We start from the raw sequence: 18,342 nt of genomic DNA, 5'->3' as shown, positions 1-18,342 counted from the left end.
CTTATATTCTTAACGATAATGGCAAACTCATCGAAAGGTGGGGACGCAAAGCTTCGGGTCTAAGGCGGTAACGCTATGACGGCTGGGCCGCCGAATTAGGGACGGATCTGTATATACGAATCCAGTTCTATTCGGACTGGATTTTTTGTTGTTTCTAAGGAGGGAAATACTAGATGACCATACGATCAAATACCAATTTGGCAAGTAAAGATGCTCTTGAAGACAGCATTCGAACGATTCTCGAGCAAATAGGGGAAAATCCGGACCGGGAAGGTCTGCTGGATACACCGAAACGAGTCGCGAAAATGTACCGGGAAGTGTTCTCAGGTGTGGGGGTGAATCCGGAATCGGCGCTGACGACAACGTTCGAAGAGGAGTACGACGGGATCATCACCGTAAAGGATATGACTTATTACACCTTCTGCGAGCATCATCTGATCCCGTTCTATGGAAAGGCGCACATCGGATATATTCCGGATGGGAGAATCGTCGGCTTAAGCAAATTTGCCAGATTGGTAGAGCTGGTCTCGCAGCGTCCGCAGGTGCAAGAGCGCATGACGCAGCAAGTTGCGAGTGCCGTATTGAATGTGCTGAAGCCGAAGGGTGTCATCGTAACCGTGGAGGGAACTCACTTATGCATGTGCGCGCGGGGCGTGAAAAAACCGGGAACGTCTACGGTGACAACGGTGAAGAAGGGGATATTTGCCGACAACGTCTCGCTATGTGAAGAGTTTGACCGTTCCATATCCAGAGCCTAGGAAGGGGGAAACGGCGATGCTTTATTTATCGAGAAGAATCGATTTTTCGGCAACTCACGTTTATCGGGTTCCCCAGTGGAGCGAAGAGGAAAACCTCCGGGTCTTCGGGCGCTGCAGCAACTCCAGCGGCCATGGGCATGATTACAAGCTGGAAGTGATGGTCAAGGGACGATTGAATGAAAAATCCGGGATTGTTGTCAATACAACGGATATTAAACAAATCGTGAGTTCATTTGTGGAAGAGGAGCTCGACGGGAAGTTTTTGGACCGTGAACATTCCTATTTTCAGCATCGCATACCGACTACGGAAAATGTAGTTGAGTACATCTGGAATTCGCTGGAACAGCGGTTTCAAGATTGCGAATTGCACCGGATTCAATTACATGAAAACCACTATTTAAGTTCGGTAAAGGAGGCGGGATGCTTGATACGACTTACACGCAAATATCACTTTTGCGCTGCGCACCGATTACATAGCGTGCATTTGTCGCCGGAGGAGAATAAGAAATTGTTCGGCAAATGCAACAATCCGCATGGGCACGGACATAATTATTACCTTGATGTCACCGTCGAAGGCGAGCCGGATCCGGTAACGGGCATGATCATGAATTTGGCGGATTTGGATGCCATTGTGGAAAGAGAAGTGCTCGATAAGCTGGATCATAAGCATCTGAACCTGGATACGGCTGAATTTAAAGAGTTGAATCCGACATCCGAGGTCGTAGCGCTCGTGATCTACAACATGCTGCGACCGCATCTTCCCAAGCTCCGAAAAGTCGGACTGTGGGAAACGGAAAAAAATTATTTCGAGTATTGCGGACCGGGTGAATGAGATGATTGACTTTCTGCAGCTCCAAGGAAAAACCGTTGCAATTACCGGGGCGTCCCGCGGGATCGGCAAAGAAACGGCATTATTGCTCAGTCAATTGGGAGCGAATCTTGTGCTGGGAGCAAGACATGAAGCCGAATTAAAGCAGGCAGCCTCTCAGATGAATGCGAATACGCTAGCCGTACCTTTGGACGTAACGAATGAAGAAAGCGTTAGCCGATTTGCCGAAGAGGCGATATCGCGGTTCGGCACCATTGATGCACTCATCAACAGTGCGGGCACAGGGGTGTTCGAATCGGTGTTGACGATGTCCAGTGACGATTTCGATCGAATGATCGCCGTTAATTTGAAAGGTACGTTCCTCGCCTGCCAATATTTCGGAAGGCATATGGTTGAAAACCGTGCCGGTAAAATGATTAACGTCGTATCTGTCGCCGGCACGACGGCACTGCCCGGCTGCGGCGGTTACTCCGCTTCGAAATTCGGGGTACTGGGATTAACGAGAGTATTGCAAGCGGAATTGAGGAATAAAGGCATACAGGTAACGGCCGTATTGCCCGGCGCGGTAGCGACTCCATTCTGGGACCGGATGGAACTGAAGCCGGATGCATCCGACATGATTCCCGTTCAATCGTTAGCCAAGCATTTGGTGTATCTCTTATGTCAACCAGAAGGTTCGGTCGTTGATGAAATGACGGTTATGCCTCCGCTCGGGATTTTGTAAAGGGGGAAGTGTCGATTGTGAAATCCATATTTCCTAAATTTTTTGGGAATTTTCATGCAGGAGCTCTAAATGCGCGGGCCCCTCTACCTTCCCCCTTATCAGGCGATAATATCCATGATCATCAACGGCGCGCCTTGATTGGATGGATTGCCAATCGTATGAGTCAACATCTGAATAGGGGTAAAGGGGAATCGGGATTTCTGATCTACCTGTCCTTCACTGCAGCGGAGAACGAACCTCAACCTAAGAACGATGAGGGCCGGTATTTATTATCACTGGCTGCTCGTTTGGTGGAAATGGTGGAGAAGCAGGAGGATGTTTATCTGAAAATAAAGGAAATGCATCTTTCGGATCGGCATCATCGCTGCTTCTTGAAGACTTATGAAGAAATTAAACAAGATCTAACCCAATATATCCCTTCCGCTCCTACAATCGAGCCGGTCGGCCATCCCGAAGAGGATGAAGTATGGCAGGTGTACCGCGACGTGATGTATGCCATCACGCAGCGAAAGTTTCTGCTGATCCGCAAACATGAGGTGGAGCCATACAAGGCAGGCAAGCTATTGTGCACAGCCCCGGTTATCGAACGATCGGACATTCCGAAAGCCAGGGAGCTCGCCAAACAAAGTCTGATCGGTATTGGGATCCCGCAGACCGCGATCATGAGCCATCTCCTTGTTATTTCTGAGGCGATTACGAATATTCTCAAGCATGCTCGCGAAGGAAAGATGACCATGTTTATAACCGACGCTGCCATCCATCTCCTCGTGGAAGATCAAGGGCCGGGCTTTCCGTTAAAGCATCTTCCGAATGCTGCGCTCATGGCGGGTTATTCGACAAAAAAATCACTCGGCCAAGGATTCACGCTCATGATGAAAATGACGGAACGGGTGCTGCTTTCCACGATTCCCGGTGAAGGGTCCTCCCTGATCCTCATATTTAATCGTTAAGGGAGAGTACGAAGCTATGATACCGGATGACCCGACTGTAAAGGGCACCATTCAAAAAACATTGATGACCTGCCTTCTTTTTGAAGGCTTTTGGGACCGCTGGATTGCCCATGGCATTCGAAGAGAAGACGTCGCTGGCTTTCAACGACGGTTAACAAGCGCCGAAGCTTGGAACGGGATTTTGCAGAAATGCGCGGAGGATTTTGCGAAGCAAGCGATCTTCCTTCAGGCTCAGCAGGACAGGAAGGAAGCGGAGGAACATTTCCGCATGGCCGGCTTGTACTATAACCTGCTGCAGTGGCTGTACCCCACAGGGGATGAGAAGCGAAAGTGGTTTGCACGCTGCAAGGAGCTCTTTCAACGGGCGGATAGGCTTTCCGAGGATCAGATCCTGGAGGCCGTCATCGACGTCGACGGAAACGATTGCTTCGGCAGAATCCGTGTGCCTGAACGGAAGAAGGGCATCATGGTCATCGTCAATCCCATTGATTCCTCCAAAGAAGAACTGTTCACCTACGAGACGGATTTCGCAAAGCTGGGTTTCGTTACGATCAGCTTTGACGGGCCAGGGCAGGGGGAAACTTATGTACGCACGTCATTCAAGGCCACCCGTCTTCATTGGGAAAAGTTTATGAATCAAGTCATTGACTACGCATCGAACCAATACCCGGGACTGCCTCTCGCTTTATTCGGAACCAGCTCAGGCGGCGCTTGGGCCATCGAAGGAAGCGCTCATCCGAAAGTGAGCAAAGCGATCTCGGTAAGTCCTGCTTGTGCAAGTGGTGTGAGGATGCCGGATTATTTCATGGAGCGTATGGCTTATATCCTCGATGATTCCGCACAAAGCCTGCTGCCGAAGCTGGATAACTTCGATAATTTCAGCCCGATTTTCCTGTTTCATGGAAATAAGGACGTGATGGTCAAGGATACAGATATTTACGAGCTGTACCAGAAGCTGCCGGGGGGAAAACAACTTATCGAATATGAAAATGAAGGCCACTGCTGCAACTTTAAATTACGCGAGATTAGGAAGATTTCGGCCGAGTGGTCTTTAGGAGGTTAACATGATGGACTTCAAGCAATTTTGCCAGCTGCTCTCCGAGCTGACGCACGTTCCGCACGAGAAGATCAACGAAAGCTCATCCTTTCGCGATGATCTGGGAATCGACTCTCTCCAGATGGTCAATGTATACATTCAATTATCGCAAAGATTTGCAATCGGCTTGGAGCAATGGATCGGTTCGGCAGATATTACGACTGTCGGCGGCGTATACCACGCAATGACAAGAGGAGGCGTACAATCATGACATTAGCTCAGAAGGTTTTTCACTATCCGGATGCGGACAAGGTCGTATTAACGACATTCTCCGGCCATTATACGAGCCGGGATATCCAGGTCGAGATGGACCGGTATATCTCGTTATTGCGTCCGCTGGAATTAAAGGGTAAAAAAGTAGGACTGCTGGTCCCGGCTATCCCTTCTTATGCAGCTCTTGTCCTTGCCATCAATGAACTGGGCGGTACGATTATCCCGTTAAGCTGGCAATTTCGCAAGGAGGATTTGTCTGCCGTTCTTCAATTTCTTGATCCTCATGTCGTATTTTCCATCAACACGCACAATGGCTTTCCTTTTGCAGAGGTCATGGAGGCTTGGGCGATTGGATCCGGGAAGGAAACTTTGCTGTATACGTCGGACGACTGCAAGGAATGGAAATCTAAAGCTATAGCGGGTGCAGAGAGAGCACTTGAGCAAGACAAAATCGACTTTATATGCTGCTCTTCGGGAAGCACAGGGACGCCCAAAGGGATGGTTGTCGGCATTCATGCGTTTGATTTCTCGTTTCAATTGCTGAAGGATTTTAACGAATTGAAACCGACGGATGTCGTGTTTTTGAACGCGCCTCCCAACTCGGTGTTTGGCATTGCTTCCTTACTGACCGGTATTCGCTCGGGCGTGCGCATCGTATTTCCGGATAACTTCGAACTGCCCCGTATGATTACACTGATGCAGGAGACGGCCTGCAACAAGGTTGTGAGTACGCCGTCCATTTTTAAAGCGATTTATACATTCGGCCAATCCTTGAACCCGGACGTATTTAAGAAGATCGAGTTCGTCGGCTTGACCGGCGAAATGATGACGGAAGATTACGTGAAGCAATTTGAACTGATGCAGCAATGCAAGTTTGTCGGACAGTATGGCAGCTCGGAGCTTGGAGGCGCGATGCTGTGCGATCTTCGTCAACAATTGGAGTTTACGGTTTATGACGGCGTGCAGTATAAAGTCAAGGAAGACGAATTGCTCCTGAAATCGCCCGCTGCGTTTAGCGGCTATTATCAAAATCCGCAGCTAACCGAACAATGTTTTGATGAGGAAGGATGGTTTTACACCGGCGATCTTGTACGCTTGAATGAGAAGAACAAGCTCGAGTTCATCGGACGCAAGAAGGAGTTGATTAAGAAGGGCGGGCAGCAGGTCATCCCGGGCGAGGTAGAGAAAGTGCTGTCTCAGCATGCAGGCGTGAAGCAGGCTGTTGTGATCGGGGCTCCGCATCCTGTATTCGGCGAGCAAATCGTAGCCTTTGTCGTTCCTCAGGATGATCTGCGCACCGATGATTTATATGCGTTCTGCCGTGCAAAAATTGCAGGCTATAAAGTTCCCGACCGGATTGTAGCTATTGCGGAAATTCCCGTAGCCCAAGGCAAAGTCGACAAAATTACGCTGAGAACGATGGTTGCTAAGCAATAGCGAAGGAGGAGTGCTACCCATGAGTAAATCAACGGCAAGCCAAACCTTGCGCTGGCAGTTCATTCGCAAGATGCTCATTATGATGATAACCATTGCGTTGATCTCCGGTACGTTTCAATACTTTATTCTGCGTGAACAGATCAATGAAAATGTCATGAATGAGGCTTTGATGATTGGCAACAGCATAGAGCACGGCATCAAAGAAACGGATCTTGCCTCCAAATCGATCGAACAACAAATCGACTATAAATTAGAATCCATTTCCGCGCGGATTGCCGATCACTTGCAAGGAAAGTCCCTTGATCATATTACCGATCAGGATCTGATCCGCTTGCGCGATCAGTTTCAAATTGCCGGGATTACCCTTTTTGCAAGAAAAGGGGATGACATCGTAGGGGTTAAATCCTCGGACCCGAAGGAGATCGGGTTTAGTTTCAAAAGCATCATGCAGGAAGCCTTTCTGGCCTTAGACCATTTGCTGCAAGGGAAAAAGCCGGAAGGCAACGGTATCGTCAGTTATGTGAACCAGAATATCATTAATCTTTATATCGCTCAATCCGGCTCGCATGACGATAAACCGAGATTTTTCAAGTATGCTTATTACCACCAGCCGGGGACGGATTATGTGATCAATCCGTATATTGAAGCGAATGAAGTGTATCAATTCACGCAAGAGGTCGGCCCGGATTCGTGGATTAAGAAGGTGTTGAGCGAGAACAAATATGCGAAGGAAATTGCGGTGCTGGACCCGCGCGTATTTGAGGACCCGAGCCTGGCTGAGAAAATGTACCCTCCTTTGAAAAAGATTGTCTATGGAACCTATAACGATCAGACTCAGGAAGACGAGCAGATTCTCGTGCAGATGGACAAGAGCGCTCAACGGGTATCTTATGTGCAAAAGTTCAATGGCGAAAAATTGTATAAAATGTTTATCCCGTTTGATGAGGGCCGAGTGATTTATATTTCGCTCGATTACGAAACAATGAGCGCGCCTTTGTATCGCCAATCCCTCATTTTGATTATTTTCGGCTTACTTTCTCTCGTAGCGCTCTTTATACTTACTGCCAACTTCTTTAATAGCATTTACCGTAACATTCAAAAGATCATCATTCAAATCAAACAGCTCGAAGCGGGAGATTTGACGGCGAAAAGTCAAATTCTGGACGGGGGAGAACTCGGCGAGCTATCCGACTCAACCAATACGATGGTCGACACGTTACACCAGTTGTTGACCGATACTCGCGAGAAAGCGACGCAAGCACAAAAGCTGTCCGTTCTCTTAGAAACGGATGCAAACGAGTCTCTCGAAAAAGCGTTCACGATGTCCATGGAAGCGACCGCCGAATCCAGGGATACCGTTGAAGAAATTTATTACTTTTTGGATCAGCTCGAGAAGCATCTGGTTCAGCAGTTAGACGATCCGGGCGCCAAAGTCATTATGGACAAACTGGATGAAATGCGACAATTGGCTAATCACCGGACAAACAATACAACCGAGATTACGATTGCCCTTTCCGATCTGTTCAAAGCTTTGCATGAACAATCCAGTGAACTGTCCGATCTTTCCCATTCCCTTCTGGATGATCTTGCAAAGTTTAAGCTTCAATAAATAATTCCGGCGATGGGCGGCTTACCAAACGAACAGCTAGGAGGAATGATCGTGAGATTGGAAATGAAGCAGCACATACAAGGATCTACGTTGCGCGTAGAAATCATCGGTCTCATGGATTATTCGACCATTGACGACTTTGAACTCGGCATTCCCGATAACGTAACGAAGATCATAGTTGATTTGGCCGGTTTGGATTTTATTGATTCTACGGGGATCGGTGCGTTTCTATCCATGATCTATGATGCGAGCGAACGTGGAAGTACGGTTGAATTCGTAAGTATGAATAACGTTATTACCGAATTGTTCGACACCATAGGCATATTTCGAATCATGGAGTCTTTGCAAAAAGGGGGACAGTAAGTTGATGTTCCGAAAAGTACTGCTCCAAACCAACAGTGAGGTTGGTTCCACTACAGAAATGAATAAAACGCTGCAGCGAGAGATCCAAATGGCTCGTAATATTCAAACCAAGCTATTGAATGGGGAGAAGCCTGATCTGACGAACGGCGAAGTATCGGGGGTTTCCTTCCCTGCAAGGTTGATTGGCGGTGATTATTATGATTTTTATCCGCTTTCTAACGGGAAGGTCCGAATTATAATCGGAGATGTGATGGGCAAGGGAATCCCTGCCGCCATGCTTATGATTCTTACTCGCGGAGCCTTCCGAAGCGCTGCAGAAGCCACGAAGGGACCCGGTGAGACGCTTACCGCGATGAATAATGCCTTGTACCGGGACTTAAGAGTGCTCAAGTCCTTCGTCACGGTGTTTTGTGCAGATTGGGAACCGGATACCGGCGTTTTTGTTTATGCCAATGCGGGACATAACCTTCCGGTGATCGTTAGGGCGGAGGTTGGCGTCGTGCAGCCTCATGACTTGAACGGCGTCATGCTTGGCGGATTACCCGGACAGGTTTACAAAGAGAAAGAAATGCAGCTTGAGGATGAGGATCTTGTTTTCTTCTATACGGACGGGATCGTGGAATCCCAGAATAGTAAGGGCGAGATGTTTAAATTGGACAGACTGGTTCGAATTCTTGAACAACATGGGCATAAAAGTGCGGCTGAAATCGAGACGATTGTTGTTGATCATATCAACCTCTTTACGGAAGGCTTGCCCCAAAAGGACGATATTACCATGGTCGTGCTCAAGGCAGGCAAGGAACAGACGGAAATCACAAGCTTTAACTCCCCAATCGTATGTACATAAGGAGGGGTAGCTCTTGTTCGCAAAGGGAAAAAGTGTTGTATCCAAAGGGAAAACCGTAAAAGAAGCGGTAGCCATCGCGTTAGACCTTATGGGTGAAACGATGGAGCATGTGGATATTGAAATTCTCGAGACGGAATCCAAGGGAATACTGGGTATTGGCTCAAGACCTGCGGTAATACGGGTAACGCTCAAGGAAATGGGGGCCGTATCCGAAGCGGAGGACCCGGTGTCCATGGCCACGCTGGAAAAGGAGATGGCCTCTATAGAGCCGGCGGAGGATCGCTTGCTTCCCCCGCTCTCGCCAGAGAAGCGGGATGAATCCGATTTATTAGGAAAAGTCTGGGTTGCGGATGGAATGATCTTTTGCAAAGACGCGGAAGATCACTACCCGCTCATTTCACCAGGGAAAGATATCAAATTTTATAAAAATGACGAACTCATTGAAAAAACAGTGGTGGTCAGCGAACAAGATATTCTTCATGTAGAGCTTCAAGACGACATACTGGAGCCGCAATGGGAGATCGTGGTAAGCGATGATAAAATGGAAGCCGTGCTCAAGGTAGTCCCGGGAGCCCGCATCTACCGCAGGCTAAAAGAAAAGGCGCCTCACTCCTATATCCAACTGGAAGTAGAGGAACATCTGATCCCCGTGACGATTGAAACCGGACCCGTCATGGAAAAGCTTCGCGAGTTGGGGATTGTGTACGGTATCGACTATACCCAGATTGCCTCGGCTTGCACGAGTGATGAGCCAGGTGTATTCGTCATCGCGAAAGGCAATCCTCCGAAACCCGGTAAAAACGGCTGCTTCTTATCGCTGCAAGATATGGAAATCAAAAACGGCTTAAAGGAACGTTCGGACGGTACGGTCGATTACCGGGAGATTCGCGAGTTTCCTTCTACGCAGCCCGGACAAGTTTTAGGTATCGTCCAGCCGCCTGTGCCGGGGATGCCTGGCACAACGGTAACCAATGAACCTGTGTTTCCTCCGGAAGTTTTACCCTTGGTTGTTCATGAAGGGAAGGGCATAGTTCTGGTTGGGGATGGAACCAAGGTAGTTGCAACCGAAGCCGGACATCCGCTCATTAAAGAGAAGGGGACAACCGTCCATATTTCAGTCGTTCCCAAATTAATGATCGCCAAGGATGTCGACCTTCAGACTGGAAATTTGCATTTCGTTGGCGATGTTGAGATTGTTGGCTCCATTCAGGATGCCATGCTTGTGGAGGCTCAGGGTAATGTACTCGTTCATCATAATGTAAATCGGGCAAAAATATTTGCAGGCAGCTCGATTATTATTCGAAAAAATATTATTTCAAGTGAAATCAACGCAGGGAAAAATCATATGTTGATCGCGGAGATTCATCACATTCTTGGGGATCTCATCCAGCAAATGCGGAGCATGATCAATGCGATACATCAGCTCTCGACGGTGTCGGCATTTAAAGTTTCCTCTTTTTCCCAGGCGGGGCTTGGTCCCCTAATTAAAATCTTATGCGACGGAAAGTTTAAATCGTTTCCTCAGCTTACGACGTCGCTCATTCATAAGATTCAAAGCGGTACGGGAGTATTGGAGGAAAGTTGGGCGGAATTTAGCGAACGATTGTATAAGGGGTTTATGCTGACCCATTCCGAATTCAGGTCCGTGGAGGAGATGGTTCAGCTTATGAAGCGAGCCGAGCAGCTATTTACCGACACGCAAGAAAATTCGGAAAATGCCGATTGCTTCATTAAAGCAGGCTACACCCTGAACAGCCAGCTGTACTCAAGCGGCGATATCGTCATTATGGAACAAGGGGTGTATAACTCCAAGCTGTATGCGGGTGGATTTATCGAAGTGGACGGATATATCCGCGGCGGTGAAATTTATGCAGCCAAAGGTGTGAAGATTAGCGAGGCTGGAGCTAAGGGCGGCATGAGTACAAGAATCACGGTCCCCAAAGGCGAGACGATTCGGTTGAACAGGGTCATGGAAGATACGATGATCCAAATCGGAACGAAAATGCACAAATTTACGACCCAATCGTCGAACGTGTATGCACGTCTCGATGAAGAGGGGCAGCTGCTGATCAAGTAATAGGGGGTGTCGGAATGTTTCATTACGTCATTGAGCAACAAGGTTCAAAAACCGTCACGTCTTTCGAAGGAGATATGGATATCGATGTAACGGAATTAATGGAAGACGAAATGTTACCGAAGTTATTGGAAAGCAAGGAGATTGAAATCGATTTTGCGAAAGTTCATTTTGTAGATTCGTCGGGCATCGGTTTGTTGATCTCGCTCATTAACAGCCTTCGGGAGCAAGGAAGCCAAGTTGTTATTAAAAAAATTAATCCGGAAGTGATGCAGGTGTTTTCACTCCTCCAGCTTCCGGAAATACTGGGTCGTGATGTGTTTGATGGATTGGAGCAGCAATGAATCATCGCAGCAACCCTGTTGATTAAGCGGTTTGTAAAATTTTCGCTTCCAGGTTGGCTCTGATCATTCTAATCCGCTGCTTCACATAAAAGTCATAAGCCGCTCCTTTCAAATCTTTAACGGAGATGGGCAGGTCCGAATCGTTATCCATAATGATCATTGATCCATCATCAAAAAACTTAAAAGTAAGATCGACCCAATTAGCGTCAGCTATCGTAAGGATCTTCTCAATCTGGGCATCGGAAAGATCGCGGCTGTTCGATTCCATCAGTTTCTTGTAATAGTCTCTTTCAATGAATCTGACTTTGATAGCGTTCATCGTCTACACCCCTCTCCATTATAGAACAAGCGTTCTTATACCTAATTATACAGAACAATTGTTCGCAGTCAAGTGCATTTGGTATAATGTACTTGCAGGGAACACAACCTAACGGGTATAAACAAGGAACCTGCCGAAAGGAGACGCCGGGCTATGGACATTCAATTGTTGACGGATATGATCAAGGATGACCGCGGCAACTATTACGTGGCAGTTTACAAGAATGGAAAAGAACTGACCTTAGTAAACGCAGCGGTGGAACGGGCTTTCTATGAGGTATTGGAGTTTAATGAAGATTTTAAAACGAAGCATGCGGAGTATGAGCGCCAGTTCATCGGCAAAATAGCCATGGATAAGTTGCGGCACGACGTTGTTTACGCGTCCAGAGAGGACGGTCATGGACGCATGTACGATCTGGATGCGGTTGCCGGCGCATACCGGGTTACGTTTATCGATTCGATCGAATTTTACCGGAATCCCCGAGCCGGACGCAGCTCGAATTGAAAATACGGTTTGTCAGACAAATAGCTGGCCGCGCTCTGCGCGGCCAGCTATTTGTCGATGTATGCCTGATTAATGATGTCCGGTGGCCGCAGCGGAGCTTGAGATCCCCGGTTTGGGCTTCAGGTTCACGAGTAATATGCTGACGAGGACGAACAAGAGACCGACTCCCAAATGAATCGTAATGGGTTCGTTCATCATAAGAGAGCTTCCGGTAATGGAAACCAGCGGGATTAAGAAGGTGAAGGAGGCCACTTTACTGGCTTCTCCGGTACCGATCAATATAAAGTAAGTCAGCCAGCCCAACGCAATGACGAAAATGGAGATGAAGAGCATAATGGCTACGAAGGATGCGTCCCACTGAATGCTGGACCAGGCTTCCGAGACCGATCCGGAACCCATTAACAGAATGCCTCCGATGATGAGCTGCATCGCGACAAGCCATACGGAATCCGCACGATCTCCGATTTTCTTCATATAGACGGTGCCGAAAGCCCAACAAAGCGCAGTACCGAGAGCAAGCAAAACCCCGACTAACGAAATATTCCCGGTCAGTGCGCCTGCGCTTATGGTGGCAACGCCTGTAAATCCGAGAATCAAACCGATGATTTTCAGCCTGTACATCGATTCGCCGAGCCACAGCCAGGAGAAGATGCCGAGCAGTACGGGCTGCAAGAATACGATGGCGGAGAAGAGTCCGGCGGGAAGATAACCCAGTCCTATCGTTTGCAATCCGTAAAACAGAACGATATTAAGTAAGGCCGATAACAAGTAGATCGACCAGTTTTGCTTGAAGCGAAGCTCTTTGTATCGAAACAGCCCAATGAACACCAACAACAGTCCGCCGATTTCCGTTCTCAGACCGGCAAACAGCAGCGGCGGCGCGTAATGCAGGGCAAGCTTGGTTAAAGGCCAATTCACTCCCCACATGACGATTAAAAATGCGAGCAGCAAAGAGGCCTGTTTACGTGACGGTCGATGCATGAATAATCGCGCTCCTTGTTGTTTACTGATTGTATATGATAAGCTAAATGATAAGATAAATAAAATGAATGTTTTTTATAAGGAGCATTAGTAATTAGTTATGACGATAACCCAGTATATGGTGTTCGCAAAAGCGATGGAGACCGGCAGCTTCACCAAAGCCGCACAAGCCTTGAATATGACCCAACCGGCGGTCAGCCACGCCATTTCCGGTCTGGAGTCCGATCTGGGCGTCAGTCTGATTGTCCGCGACCGCAGAAAAGGCATTGTCCTCACCGATGTGGGTCAACGGGTGCTTGTTCAGATTCGGGAAATTTTGCAGCGGATCGAGAACATTGAACAGATTGCAGCAGCGGAAAAAGGGCTTGAAGTAGGAACGATTCGGATAGGAACGTTTCCGAGCGCGGCGGCCCATTTTTTTCCTAAAATCATCGATTTCTTTCAACGAAATTACCCCAATCTCCGGCTTGAGCTCCATGAAGGAACGATCGAGGAAGTGAAGGAATGGTTGCGGACGAGGGTGGTGGATGCCGGCATCATCATACTCCCGGACGGGAAGATGGATCATATTCCCATACTGCGGGATAAGATGGTCGCGGTCCTAAGGGACGACCATCCGTTATGCCTTCGAGCCTCCGTCACGATCAACGATCTGGACAGTGAGCCTCTGATCGTTTGTCATGGGGGCTACGATGCGCCGATCATCGAGATGTTTCACCAGGCGGGAGTCAGATTGAACATTGCGTATGGGGTTTACAATGTAAACACGGTGCTGAACATGATCAAGGAGGGCTTGGGCGCGGCCATCCTATCCGGCCTTTCCCTCACTCATTTGCCCCCAGGCATCCAAACGCGCGATCTGGAACCCCGGGTTTACCGGGATGTTAGCATTGCCGTACCTTCCTTGCCGGAATGCTCGCTTGCCGTTCAGCTGTTTATCAAAACGATGAAGCAATTATTCGCCCCGGATTCGAATATGTTTCAATAAAATATTTGTTCTATCTGTTACACATAGCAGAACAAGCGACTTGTTGAGGGAAAGATTCCCGCGATACGATACTAATGCTAGCTATGCTCAAGCCATGCGCTTCCTGTTTGATTGAATATAACCATTAGGAGGTATCTTGATCAAAGACAATCACATTAAGGCTGCCGGCGGTTTGCGCGAAGCGGTCACGAAGGCACGGAAATCGGTGCCTCACACGATGACGATTGAGGTGGAAGTCAAGAGGCGTCGGTCGGCGTCGACGTCATCTCCATGGGGAGCCTGACTTACTCCGTGGAAGCGTTGGATATCAGTTTGGACTTATATGCTAAAAAATCGGTATACACCTAAAAGAAAGGGCCCCTTGCGGGCTTTTCTTCTTTTAGGCGAATATGCAGAAAAAGGTGAATGATGGGAGAATTGTTGGCTTTATTATCCATGACGTTATTTGCTGTCAATATTATCATTACGAAGATGGCTACTTCCCGGTTGAGCTTAACGCTAGGGTTTTTTATTTCCGCTTCGGTCAATATTATGTTTTCCACGTTGTTGTTCGCTGTTCAATACATGGTGAAGGGTGACATTCAGCCGTTTCATCTTCAGGCATTTCTCTTGTTCTTATTGTCCGGCTTCTTCGCAACTTTCCTGGGACGATGGTTCTTCTTTGAAACGATTGAACGGCTGGGGCCGGCTAAAGCCAGTACGTTCCAGACGAGCAATCCCGTATTCACCGTCTTGATTTCATGGGCTGTGTTGGGCGAATCTCTAAGTGTAGGCAAATGGTTCGCCGTTATCACGGTATTGTTCGGATTGTTTCTCGTGAACTACGTGAAGCCGAAACGGGCATTGACTGCGGAAACCAGCGCTGCCGATTCGGAAATCGCAGCTGCCGGGCAGTCGGGCGGGAACGTGCTCCGAGCGTTGTTTCATCCTTATATCCTGTTGGCGCTGTTGAGCTCGTTAAGCTACGCCGTCGGGAATATTTTGAGGGGATCGGCGGTACAGCAGTGGAACGAGCCGATACTGGGCGCATGGATCGGGGCTGTAGCCGGACTTTTGCTGCATATGACGTTCAGCATGAAAATCAGTACCGTCGCCGATCAAATTCGAAACGCCGACCGCCGGGGACTGTTGCTTTATGCGAGCAGCGGGGTTCTTACGATCACGGCGCAGATTTTATACATCGCGTCAATGAAATGGCTGCCGGTTTCGATCGCAACCGTAATCAATATGTCTACGCCGATTCTGGTCCTGCCGATCAGCTATTTTCTTTTGAAAAATCAGGAAGGGATCACATGGCGGACCCTGCTTGGCGTCTTGCTGGTGCTGGCTGGAATCAACGTCATCATTTTGATGTAAAATCATGCTTCGGAATTATTAATAGTAGTATTAATAATCCCGCAAGTTCGGATTCGCTCGAGCGCGTATAATGGAGTCATACCACATTACGAAATGAGTTCCGCATCGTGGAATGATAGAGGGGGAGGGGCATAATCGCTGAGCGTGAGAAAGTTCAATCCTTGGAGAGGGCTTTACGAATTTTGGAATGTTTCACGATGGAAAAGCCGGATATGTTTCTTGGCGAAATCGCCGAGAAGAGCAAGCTTTCCAAAAGCACCGTCCACCGGCTGCTCGCAACGATGATCCTATGCGGATACGTCAAACAAAACGAAGACAATCAGAAATACAGTTTAAGCTTGAAATTGTTCAGGCTGGGGTCGATCGTCGGAGGAACGATGTCGCTAAGGAGCGTCGCATTATCGTTTATGAAGCAGCTGTGCGGGGAAATTTCCGAAACCGTCGGCTTGAGTATAGTCGATGACGATTATCGGGTATGCATCGAGATGGTAGAGAGCGCCGAAGTCGTTCGGAATTTCGTCAAGGTCGGCCAACGGGTTCCTTTATATCAGGGAGCATCCAGTATGGTGCTGCTCTCGTTCATGCCCGAGCCACGGAAGCGCCGCCTGATCGAACAAGGAGAGAAGGACGGGCAGCTGCTTATGACAGCACCCGAGCTGATGGACCGCCTCGAACAAATCGTCCGGCTAGGGTACGGCACTTCCGTCAACGATCGAATACCCGGAGCTTTCTCGGTTTCCGCACCGGTATTCGATCATAGCGGTCACGTTGTCGCCAGCTTAACGGCAGCCGGCCCCGTTCAAAGACTGACGGACAATCGGCTGCAATTCCTCATCGAGAAGGTGACACAAAGCGCCCATCAAATTTCCGCTGCTATGGGTCATTCCGGTGTCATGATGGAAACAACCCGATAAACCGCATGATTATGAAAGCGCTCTATTTTGACTTTGTGCAAGGAGGGATGCAGGTTGGATGCTCAAGTCCATGAATTAAAGCTGCTTGTGACGAAGGCTGTCCGGATGCTGGAGCGTATCGAGCTGCTGGATAATAACGGCCATGTCAGTGTCCGAATACCCGGAGCAGACCGTTTTCTGATCAATTCGCGTAAAGCGAGCCGGGCTTCACTTACCGTTCATGATATTGTCATGTGCGACATGGAAGGCCGACTCGTCGAAGGAGATTCGGAACCGCCTAGCGAGTTCCACATCCATACGGAAATCTATAGAAGAAGAGCGGATGTCGGCAGCGTCATTCACAATCATCCTCATTATCAAACCGTGCTGGGCATAGCGGATATTCCACTAAAGCCGGTGTTTGGGGTCGGGGCCTTCGTACGGGATGTACCGATGTTCGAGGACTCCAGTCTGATCAATACCCGGGAATTGGGAGAACAAGTGGCGGAGAAGCTGGGCAAGGCCAGTTCCGTTCTGCTTCGTCATCATGGAACCGTTGTGGCGTCCGAGAATGTCCAAAGCGCGTTTACAATCTCCGTGTTTCTGGAAGAAAATGCAAAAAAACAATATGACGCCGCCTTGCTGGGACCGAACATGAGGGTGCTGGAGGGCGACAATCTGGAACGCACCCGGTCCTCCAACTGGCAGCCGAGCATCATCCAAAAATTGTGGACGTATCACCAGGAGAAAGCGGAAAAGCAAGGTGCGCTTAGCGGAATCGAAGATGACAAGGAGGACGATCATCGATGATTAGTCAAGAACAGAACGAGTTTCTAACGCAAGTCGGTCCAGGGACGCCGCTTGGTCTATTGCTTCGCCGTTACTGGTTTCCGGTTGCTGCCGCATCGGATCTAAATAACACCTATACCAAGAAAGTGCGATTGCTTGGCGAAGACTTGGTTCTATACCGCGACAAGTCGGGCCATTTGGGATTGGTTCAGGAACGATGTCCGCACAGAGGCGTCTCCATGGTGCACGGCATCCCCGAACAAGACGGGCTCCGCTGCCAGTATCACGGATGGTGCTTTAACTCCAGCGGACAATGTACCGAACAGCCTAATGAGCCGGAGCACAGCACCTTTAAAGACCGCATAAAAATCGCTGCCTATAAAGTTCAAGAGATGGGCGGACTGATCTTTGGTTACATGGGTCCGGAGCCTGCTCCGCTGCTGCCCCGATTTGACGGGTTCGTCGTCGACAACGCGATTCGCGTCATCGGTCAGGCGGTGCTGCCGGTGAACTGGCTGCAGATCATGGAAAATTCGATGGATCCGGTTCACACGGAATGGCTGCATGGGCACTACCATGAATACATTACGACACAAAACGGGTCCAAGCAGGAAGTAGCTTTTCAACGCAAGCATTTGAAAATCGAATTTGACCGGTTCCAATACGGTATCGTTAAACGCAGGCTGCTTCACGGTCAAACGGAAGACAGCGATGATTGGAAAGTAGGCCATCCGGTCGTGTTCCCTTATATGCTGGCTGTCGGCAGCGGCGGACTTGGCACTTACGCCTTCCAAATGCGGGTGCCGATTGACGATCACCATACATGGCACGTTTGGTATAACGCTTATGTGCCGGGACCGGACGTAGAAATTCCCGACAATCTGAAAGAGGTCTGTGTCTACGAAGTGCCTTATAAGGATCAGAACGGAGCGTTTATTACCGATTACATTGACGGACAGGACATTATGTGCTGGATTACGCAGGGTGCGGTTGCCGATCGTACCAATGAGAAGCTGGGCACGACGGATAAAGGCATCATTCTATTCAGACAGATGCTGAAGGAGCAGATCGCCAAGGTTGCGAAGGGGGAGGAGCCGATCAATGTGTTCCGCGATCCTGCCGCCAATCAGTTCATTGAACTGCCGCTTGAGCGTAAAAAGCACCATTTCAGCGAAGGCTTCGCCAGTATTACGCAGCGGTTTCAGACGAAATATTGCCCGGTTGCCCAAGATTTAATCGCCTTATTCGAACGGGTAGGAGTCCATTAA

Annotated in this window: 20 protein-coding genes, 1 pseudogene and 1 riboswitch; of the genes and pseudogenes, 19 read left to right on the top strand and 2 right to left on the bottom strand. The window is 48.8% G+C overall.

Features of this window, described 5'->3' with window-relative positions:
* The first annotated feature begins 10 nt into the window (after nt 1-10).
* Nucleotides 11-95, top strand: a riboswitch (cyclic di-GMP riboswitch).
* A gap of 78 nt (nt 96-173) precedes the next feature.
* The 12 genes from folE to PVA01S_RS00745 all read left to right on the top strand — a co-directional run bounded on the left by folE (nt 174) and on the right by PVA01S_RS00745 (nt 11,244).
* Entirely contained in the window at nt 174-758 is a 585-nt protein-coding gene (gene folE, locus PVA01S_RS00800; protein WP_174817546.1) for a GTP cyclohydrolase I FolE, read from the top strand.
* A 16-nt stretch (nt 759-774) separates the two neighbouring features.
* A complete protein-coding gene (locus PVA01S_RS00795) occupies nt 775-1,590 on the top strand; it encodes a 6-carboxytetrahydropterin synthase (RefSeq protein WP_127604395.1) in 816 nt (271 codons plus the stop codon).
* Nucleotide 1,591: 1 nt separating this feature from the next.
* Nucleotides 1,592-2,311: an SDR family oxidoreductase gene (locus tag PVA01S_RS00790; RefSeq protein ID WP_127604393.1), complete on the top strand. Its 720-nt coding sequence runs from the start codon at nt 1,592-1,594 to the stop codon at nt 2,309-2,311.
* A 158-nt stretch (nt 2,312-2,469) separates the two neighbouring features.
* A complete protein-coding gene (locus PVA01S_RS00785) occupies nt 2,470-3,261 on the top strand; it encodes an ATP-binding protein (protein WP_127604391.1) in 792 nt (263 codons plus the stop codon).
* Between the two features lie 16 nt (nt 3,262-3,277).
* Nucleotides 3,278-4,324, top strand: coding sequence for an alpha/beta hydrolase (locus PVA01S_RS00780; RefSeq protein ID WP_127604389.1), 1,047 nt, complete (start codon nt 3,278-3,280; stop codon nt 4,322-4,324).
* Nucleotide 4,325: 1 nt separating this feature from the next.
* Complete coding sequence (locus PVA01S_RS00775) at nt 4,326-4,568, top strand: acyl carrier protein (RefSeq protein WP_127604387.1); 243 nt, start codon at nt 4,326-4,328, stop codon at nt 4,566-4,568.
* Nucleotides 4,565-6,007 carry a class I adenylate-forming enzyme family protein gene (locus PVA01S_RS00770; RefSeq protein ID WP_164751698.1) on the top strand — a complete coding sequence of 481 codons (1,443 nt, stop codon included), beginning with the start codon at nt 4,565-4,567 and terminating at the stop codon, nt 6,005-6,007. The genes PVA01S_RS00775 and PVA01S_RS00770 overlap by 4 nt, the downstream gene beginning before the upstream one ends.
* A 19-nt stretch (nt 6,008-6,026) precedes the next feature.
* Nucleotides 6,027-7,616, top strand: coding sequence for a methyl-accepting chemotaxis protein (locus PVA01S_RS00765; RefSeq protein WP_127604383.1), 1,590 nt, complete (start codon nt 6,027-6,029; stop codon nt 7,614-7,616).
* Nucleotides 7,617-7,667: 51 nt separating this feature from the next.
* Complete coding sequence (locus tag PVA01S_RS00760) at nt 7,668-7,979, top strand: STAS domain-containing protein (protein WP_164751697.1); 312 nt, start codon at nt 7,668-7,670, stop codon at nt 7,977-7,979.
* Between the two features lie 4 nt (nt 7,980-7,983).
* Nucleotides 7,984-8,826: a PP2C family protein-serine/threonine phosphatase gene (locus tag PVA01S_RS00755; protein ID WP_127604379.1), complete on the top strand. Its 843-nt coding sequence runs from the start codon at nt 7,984-7,986 to the stop codon at nt 8,824-8,826.
* Between the two features lie 13 nt (nt 8,827-8,839).
* Nucleotides 8,840-10,903, top strand: coding sequence for a FapA family protein (locus PVA01S_RS00750; RefSeq protein ID WP_127604377.1), 2,064 nt, complete (start codon nt 8,840-8,842; stop codon nt 10,901-10,903).
* A 14-nt stretch (nt 10,904-10,917) separates the two neighbouring features.
* The gene (locus PVA01S_RS00745; protein ID WP_127604375.1) at nt 10,918-11,244 is read left to right on the top strand and encodes an STAS domain-containing protein; all 327 of its coding nucleotides are present in this window, start codon (nt 10,918-10,920) and stop codon (nt 11,242-11,244) included.
* 22 nt (nt 11,245-11,266) lie between these two features.
* On the opposite strand, the gene PVA01S_RS00740 is transcribed toward PVA01S_RS00745, so the two are convergent.
* The gene (locus PVA01S_RS00740) at nt 11,267-11,563 is read right to left on the bottom strand and encodes a hypothetical protein (RefSeq protein ID WP_054795846.1); all 297 of its coding nucleotides are present in this window, start codon (nt 11,561-11,563) and stop codon (nt 11,267-11,269) included.
* Nucleotides 11,564-11,716: 153 nt separating this feature from the next.
* Here PVA01S_RS00740 and PVA01S_RS00735 point away from each other — a divergent pair, with 153 nt between their 5' ends.
* On the top strand, nt 11,717-12,067 hold the full coding sequence (locus PVA01S_RS00735; RefSeq protein WP_054799160.1) for a hypothetical protein: 351 nt from the start codon (nt 11,717-11,719) through the stop codon (nt 12,065-12,067).
* Nucleotides 12,068-12,136: 69 nt separating this feature from the next.
* On the opposite strand, the gene PVA01S_RS00730 is transcribed toward PVA01S_RS00735, so the two are convergent.
* A complete protein-coding gene (locus PVA01S_RS00730; RefSeq protein WP_054795848.1) occupies nt 12,137-13,048 on the bottom strand; it encodes a DMT family transporter in 912 nt (303 codons plus the stop codon).
* A 100-nt stretch (nt 13,049-13,148) separates the two neighbouring features.
* Here PVA01S_RS00730 and PVA01S_RS00725 point away from each other — a divergent pair, with 100 nt between their 5' ends.
* The 6 genes and pseudogenes from PVA01S_RS00725 (at nt 13,149) to PVA01S_RS00700 (ending at nt 18,342) form a co-directional block, all read left to right on the top strand.
* Nucleotides 13,149-14,036: a LysR family transcriptional regulator gene (locus PVA01S_RS00725; protein WP_127604373.1), complete on the top strand. Its 888-nt coding sequence runs from the start codon at nt 13,149-13,151 to the stop codon at nt 14,034-14,036.
* A gap of 133 nt (nt 14,037-14,169) precedes the next feature.
* Nucleotides 14,170-14,384 (top strand): annotated as a pseudogene (locus tag PVA01S_RS00720) (hypothetical protein); the annotation flags it as partial.
* Nucleotides 14,385-14,444: 60 nt separating this feature from the next.
* Nucleotides 14,445-15,392 carry a DMT family transporter gene (locus tag PVA01S_RS00715; protein ID WP_164751696.1) on the top strand — a complete coding sequence of 316 codons (948 nt, stop codon included), beginning with the start codon at nt 14,445-14,447 and terminating at the stop codon, nt 15,390-15,392.
* 161 nt (nt 15,393-15,553) lie between these two features.
* Nucleotides 15,554-16,306, top strand: coding sequence for an IclR family transcriptional regulator (locus PVA01S_RS00710; protein ID WP_258313361.1), 753 nt, complete (start codon nt 15,554-15,556; stop codon nt 16,304-16,306).
* 54 nt (nt 16,307-16,360) lie between these two features.
* Nucleotides 16,361-17,095 carry a class II aldolase/adducin family protein gene (locus tag PVA01S_RS00705; RefSeq protein ID WP_127604367.1) on the top strand — a complete coding sequence of 245 codons (735 nt, stop codon included), beginning with the start codon at nt 16,361-16,363 and terminating at the stop codon, nt 17,093-17,095.
* Nucleotides 17,092-18,342 carry an aromatic ring-hydroxylating dioxygenase subunit alpha gene (locus PVA01S_RS00700; RefSeq protein WP_127604365.1) on the top strand — a complete coding sequence of 417 codons (1,251 nt, stop codon included), beginning with the start codon at nt 17,092-17,094 and terminating at the stop codon, nt 18,340-18,342. The genes PVA01S_RS00705 and PVA01S_RS00700 overlap by 4 nt, the downstream gene beginning before the upstream one ends.

This window comes from Paenibacillus validus NBRC 15382 (assembly GCF_004000985.1).
Taxonomy (GTDB): Bacteria; Bacillota; Bacilli; order Paenibacillales; family NBRC-103111; genus Paenibacillus_G; species Paenibacillus_G validus.
The sequence above is the reverse complement of the archived record's forward strand: the minus strand, read 5'-3'. Positions and strand labels throughout refer to the sequence as shown.

Coding starts and splice junctions, on each gene's coding strand:
- folE (WP_174817546.1), top strand. CDS start 174: ATGACCATACGATCAAATACCAATTTGGCAAGTAAAGATGCTCTTGAA.
- PVA01S_RS00790 (WP_127604393.1), top strand. CDS start 1,592: ATGATTGACTTTCTGCAGCTCCAAGGAAAAACCGTTGCAATTACCGGG.
- PVA01S_RS00770 (WP_164751698.1), top strand. CDS start 4,565: ATGACATTAGCTCAGAAGGTTTTTCACTATCCGGATGCGGACAAGGTC.
- PVA01S_RS00780 (WP_127604389.1), top strand. CDS start 3,278: ATGATACCGGATGACCCGACTGTAAAGGGCACCATTCAAAAAACATTG.
- PVA01S_RS00725 (WP_127604373.1), top strand. CDS start 13,149: ATGACGATAACCCAGTATATGGTGTTCGCAAAAGCGATGGAGACCGGC.
- PVA01S_RS00715 (WP_164751696.1), top strand. CDS start 14,445: ATGGGAGAATTGTTGGCTTTATTATCCATGACGTTATTTGCTGTCAAT.
- PVA01S_RS00765 (WP_127604383.1), top strand. CDS start 6,027: ATGAGTAAATCAACGGCAAGCCAAACCTTGCGCTGGCAGTTCATTCGC.
- PVA01S_RS00735 (WP_054799160.1), top strand. CDS start 11,717: ATGGACATTCAATTGTTGACGGATATGATCAAGGATGACCGCGGCAAC.
- PVA01S_RS00740 (WP_054795846.1), bottom strand. CDS start 11,563: ATGAACGCTATCAAAGTCAGATTCATTGAAAGAGACTATTACAAGAAA.
- PVA01S_RS00700 (WP_127604365.1), top strand. CDS start 17,092: ATGATTAGTCAAGAACAGAACGAGTTTCTAACGCAAGTCGGTCCAGGG.
- PVA01S_RS00730 (WP_054795848.1), bottom strand. CDS start 13,048: ATGCATCGACCGTCACGTAAACAGGCCTCTTTGCTGCTCGCATTTTTA.
- PVA01S_RS00775 (WP_127604387.1), top strand. CDS start 4,326: ATGATGGACTTCAAGCAATTTTGCCAGCTGCTCTCCGAGCTGACGCAC.
- PVA01S_RS00785 (WP_127604391.1), top strand. CDS start 2,470: ATGAGTCAACATCTGAATAGGGGTAAAGGGGAATCGGGATTTCTGATC.
- PVA01S_RS00745 (WP_127604375.1), top strand. CDS start 10,918: ATGTTTCATTACGTCATTGAGCAACAAGGTTCAAAAACCGTCACGTCT.
- PVA01S_RS00795 (WP_127604395.1), top strand. CDS start 775: ATGCTTTATTTATCGAGAAGAATCGATTTTTCGGCAACTCACGTTTAT.
- PVA01S_RS00755 (WP_127604379.1), top strand. CDS start 7,984: ATGTTCCGAAAAGTACTGCTCCAAACCAACAGTGAGGTTGGTTCCACT.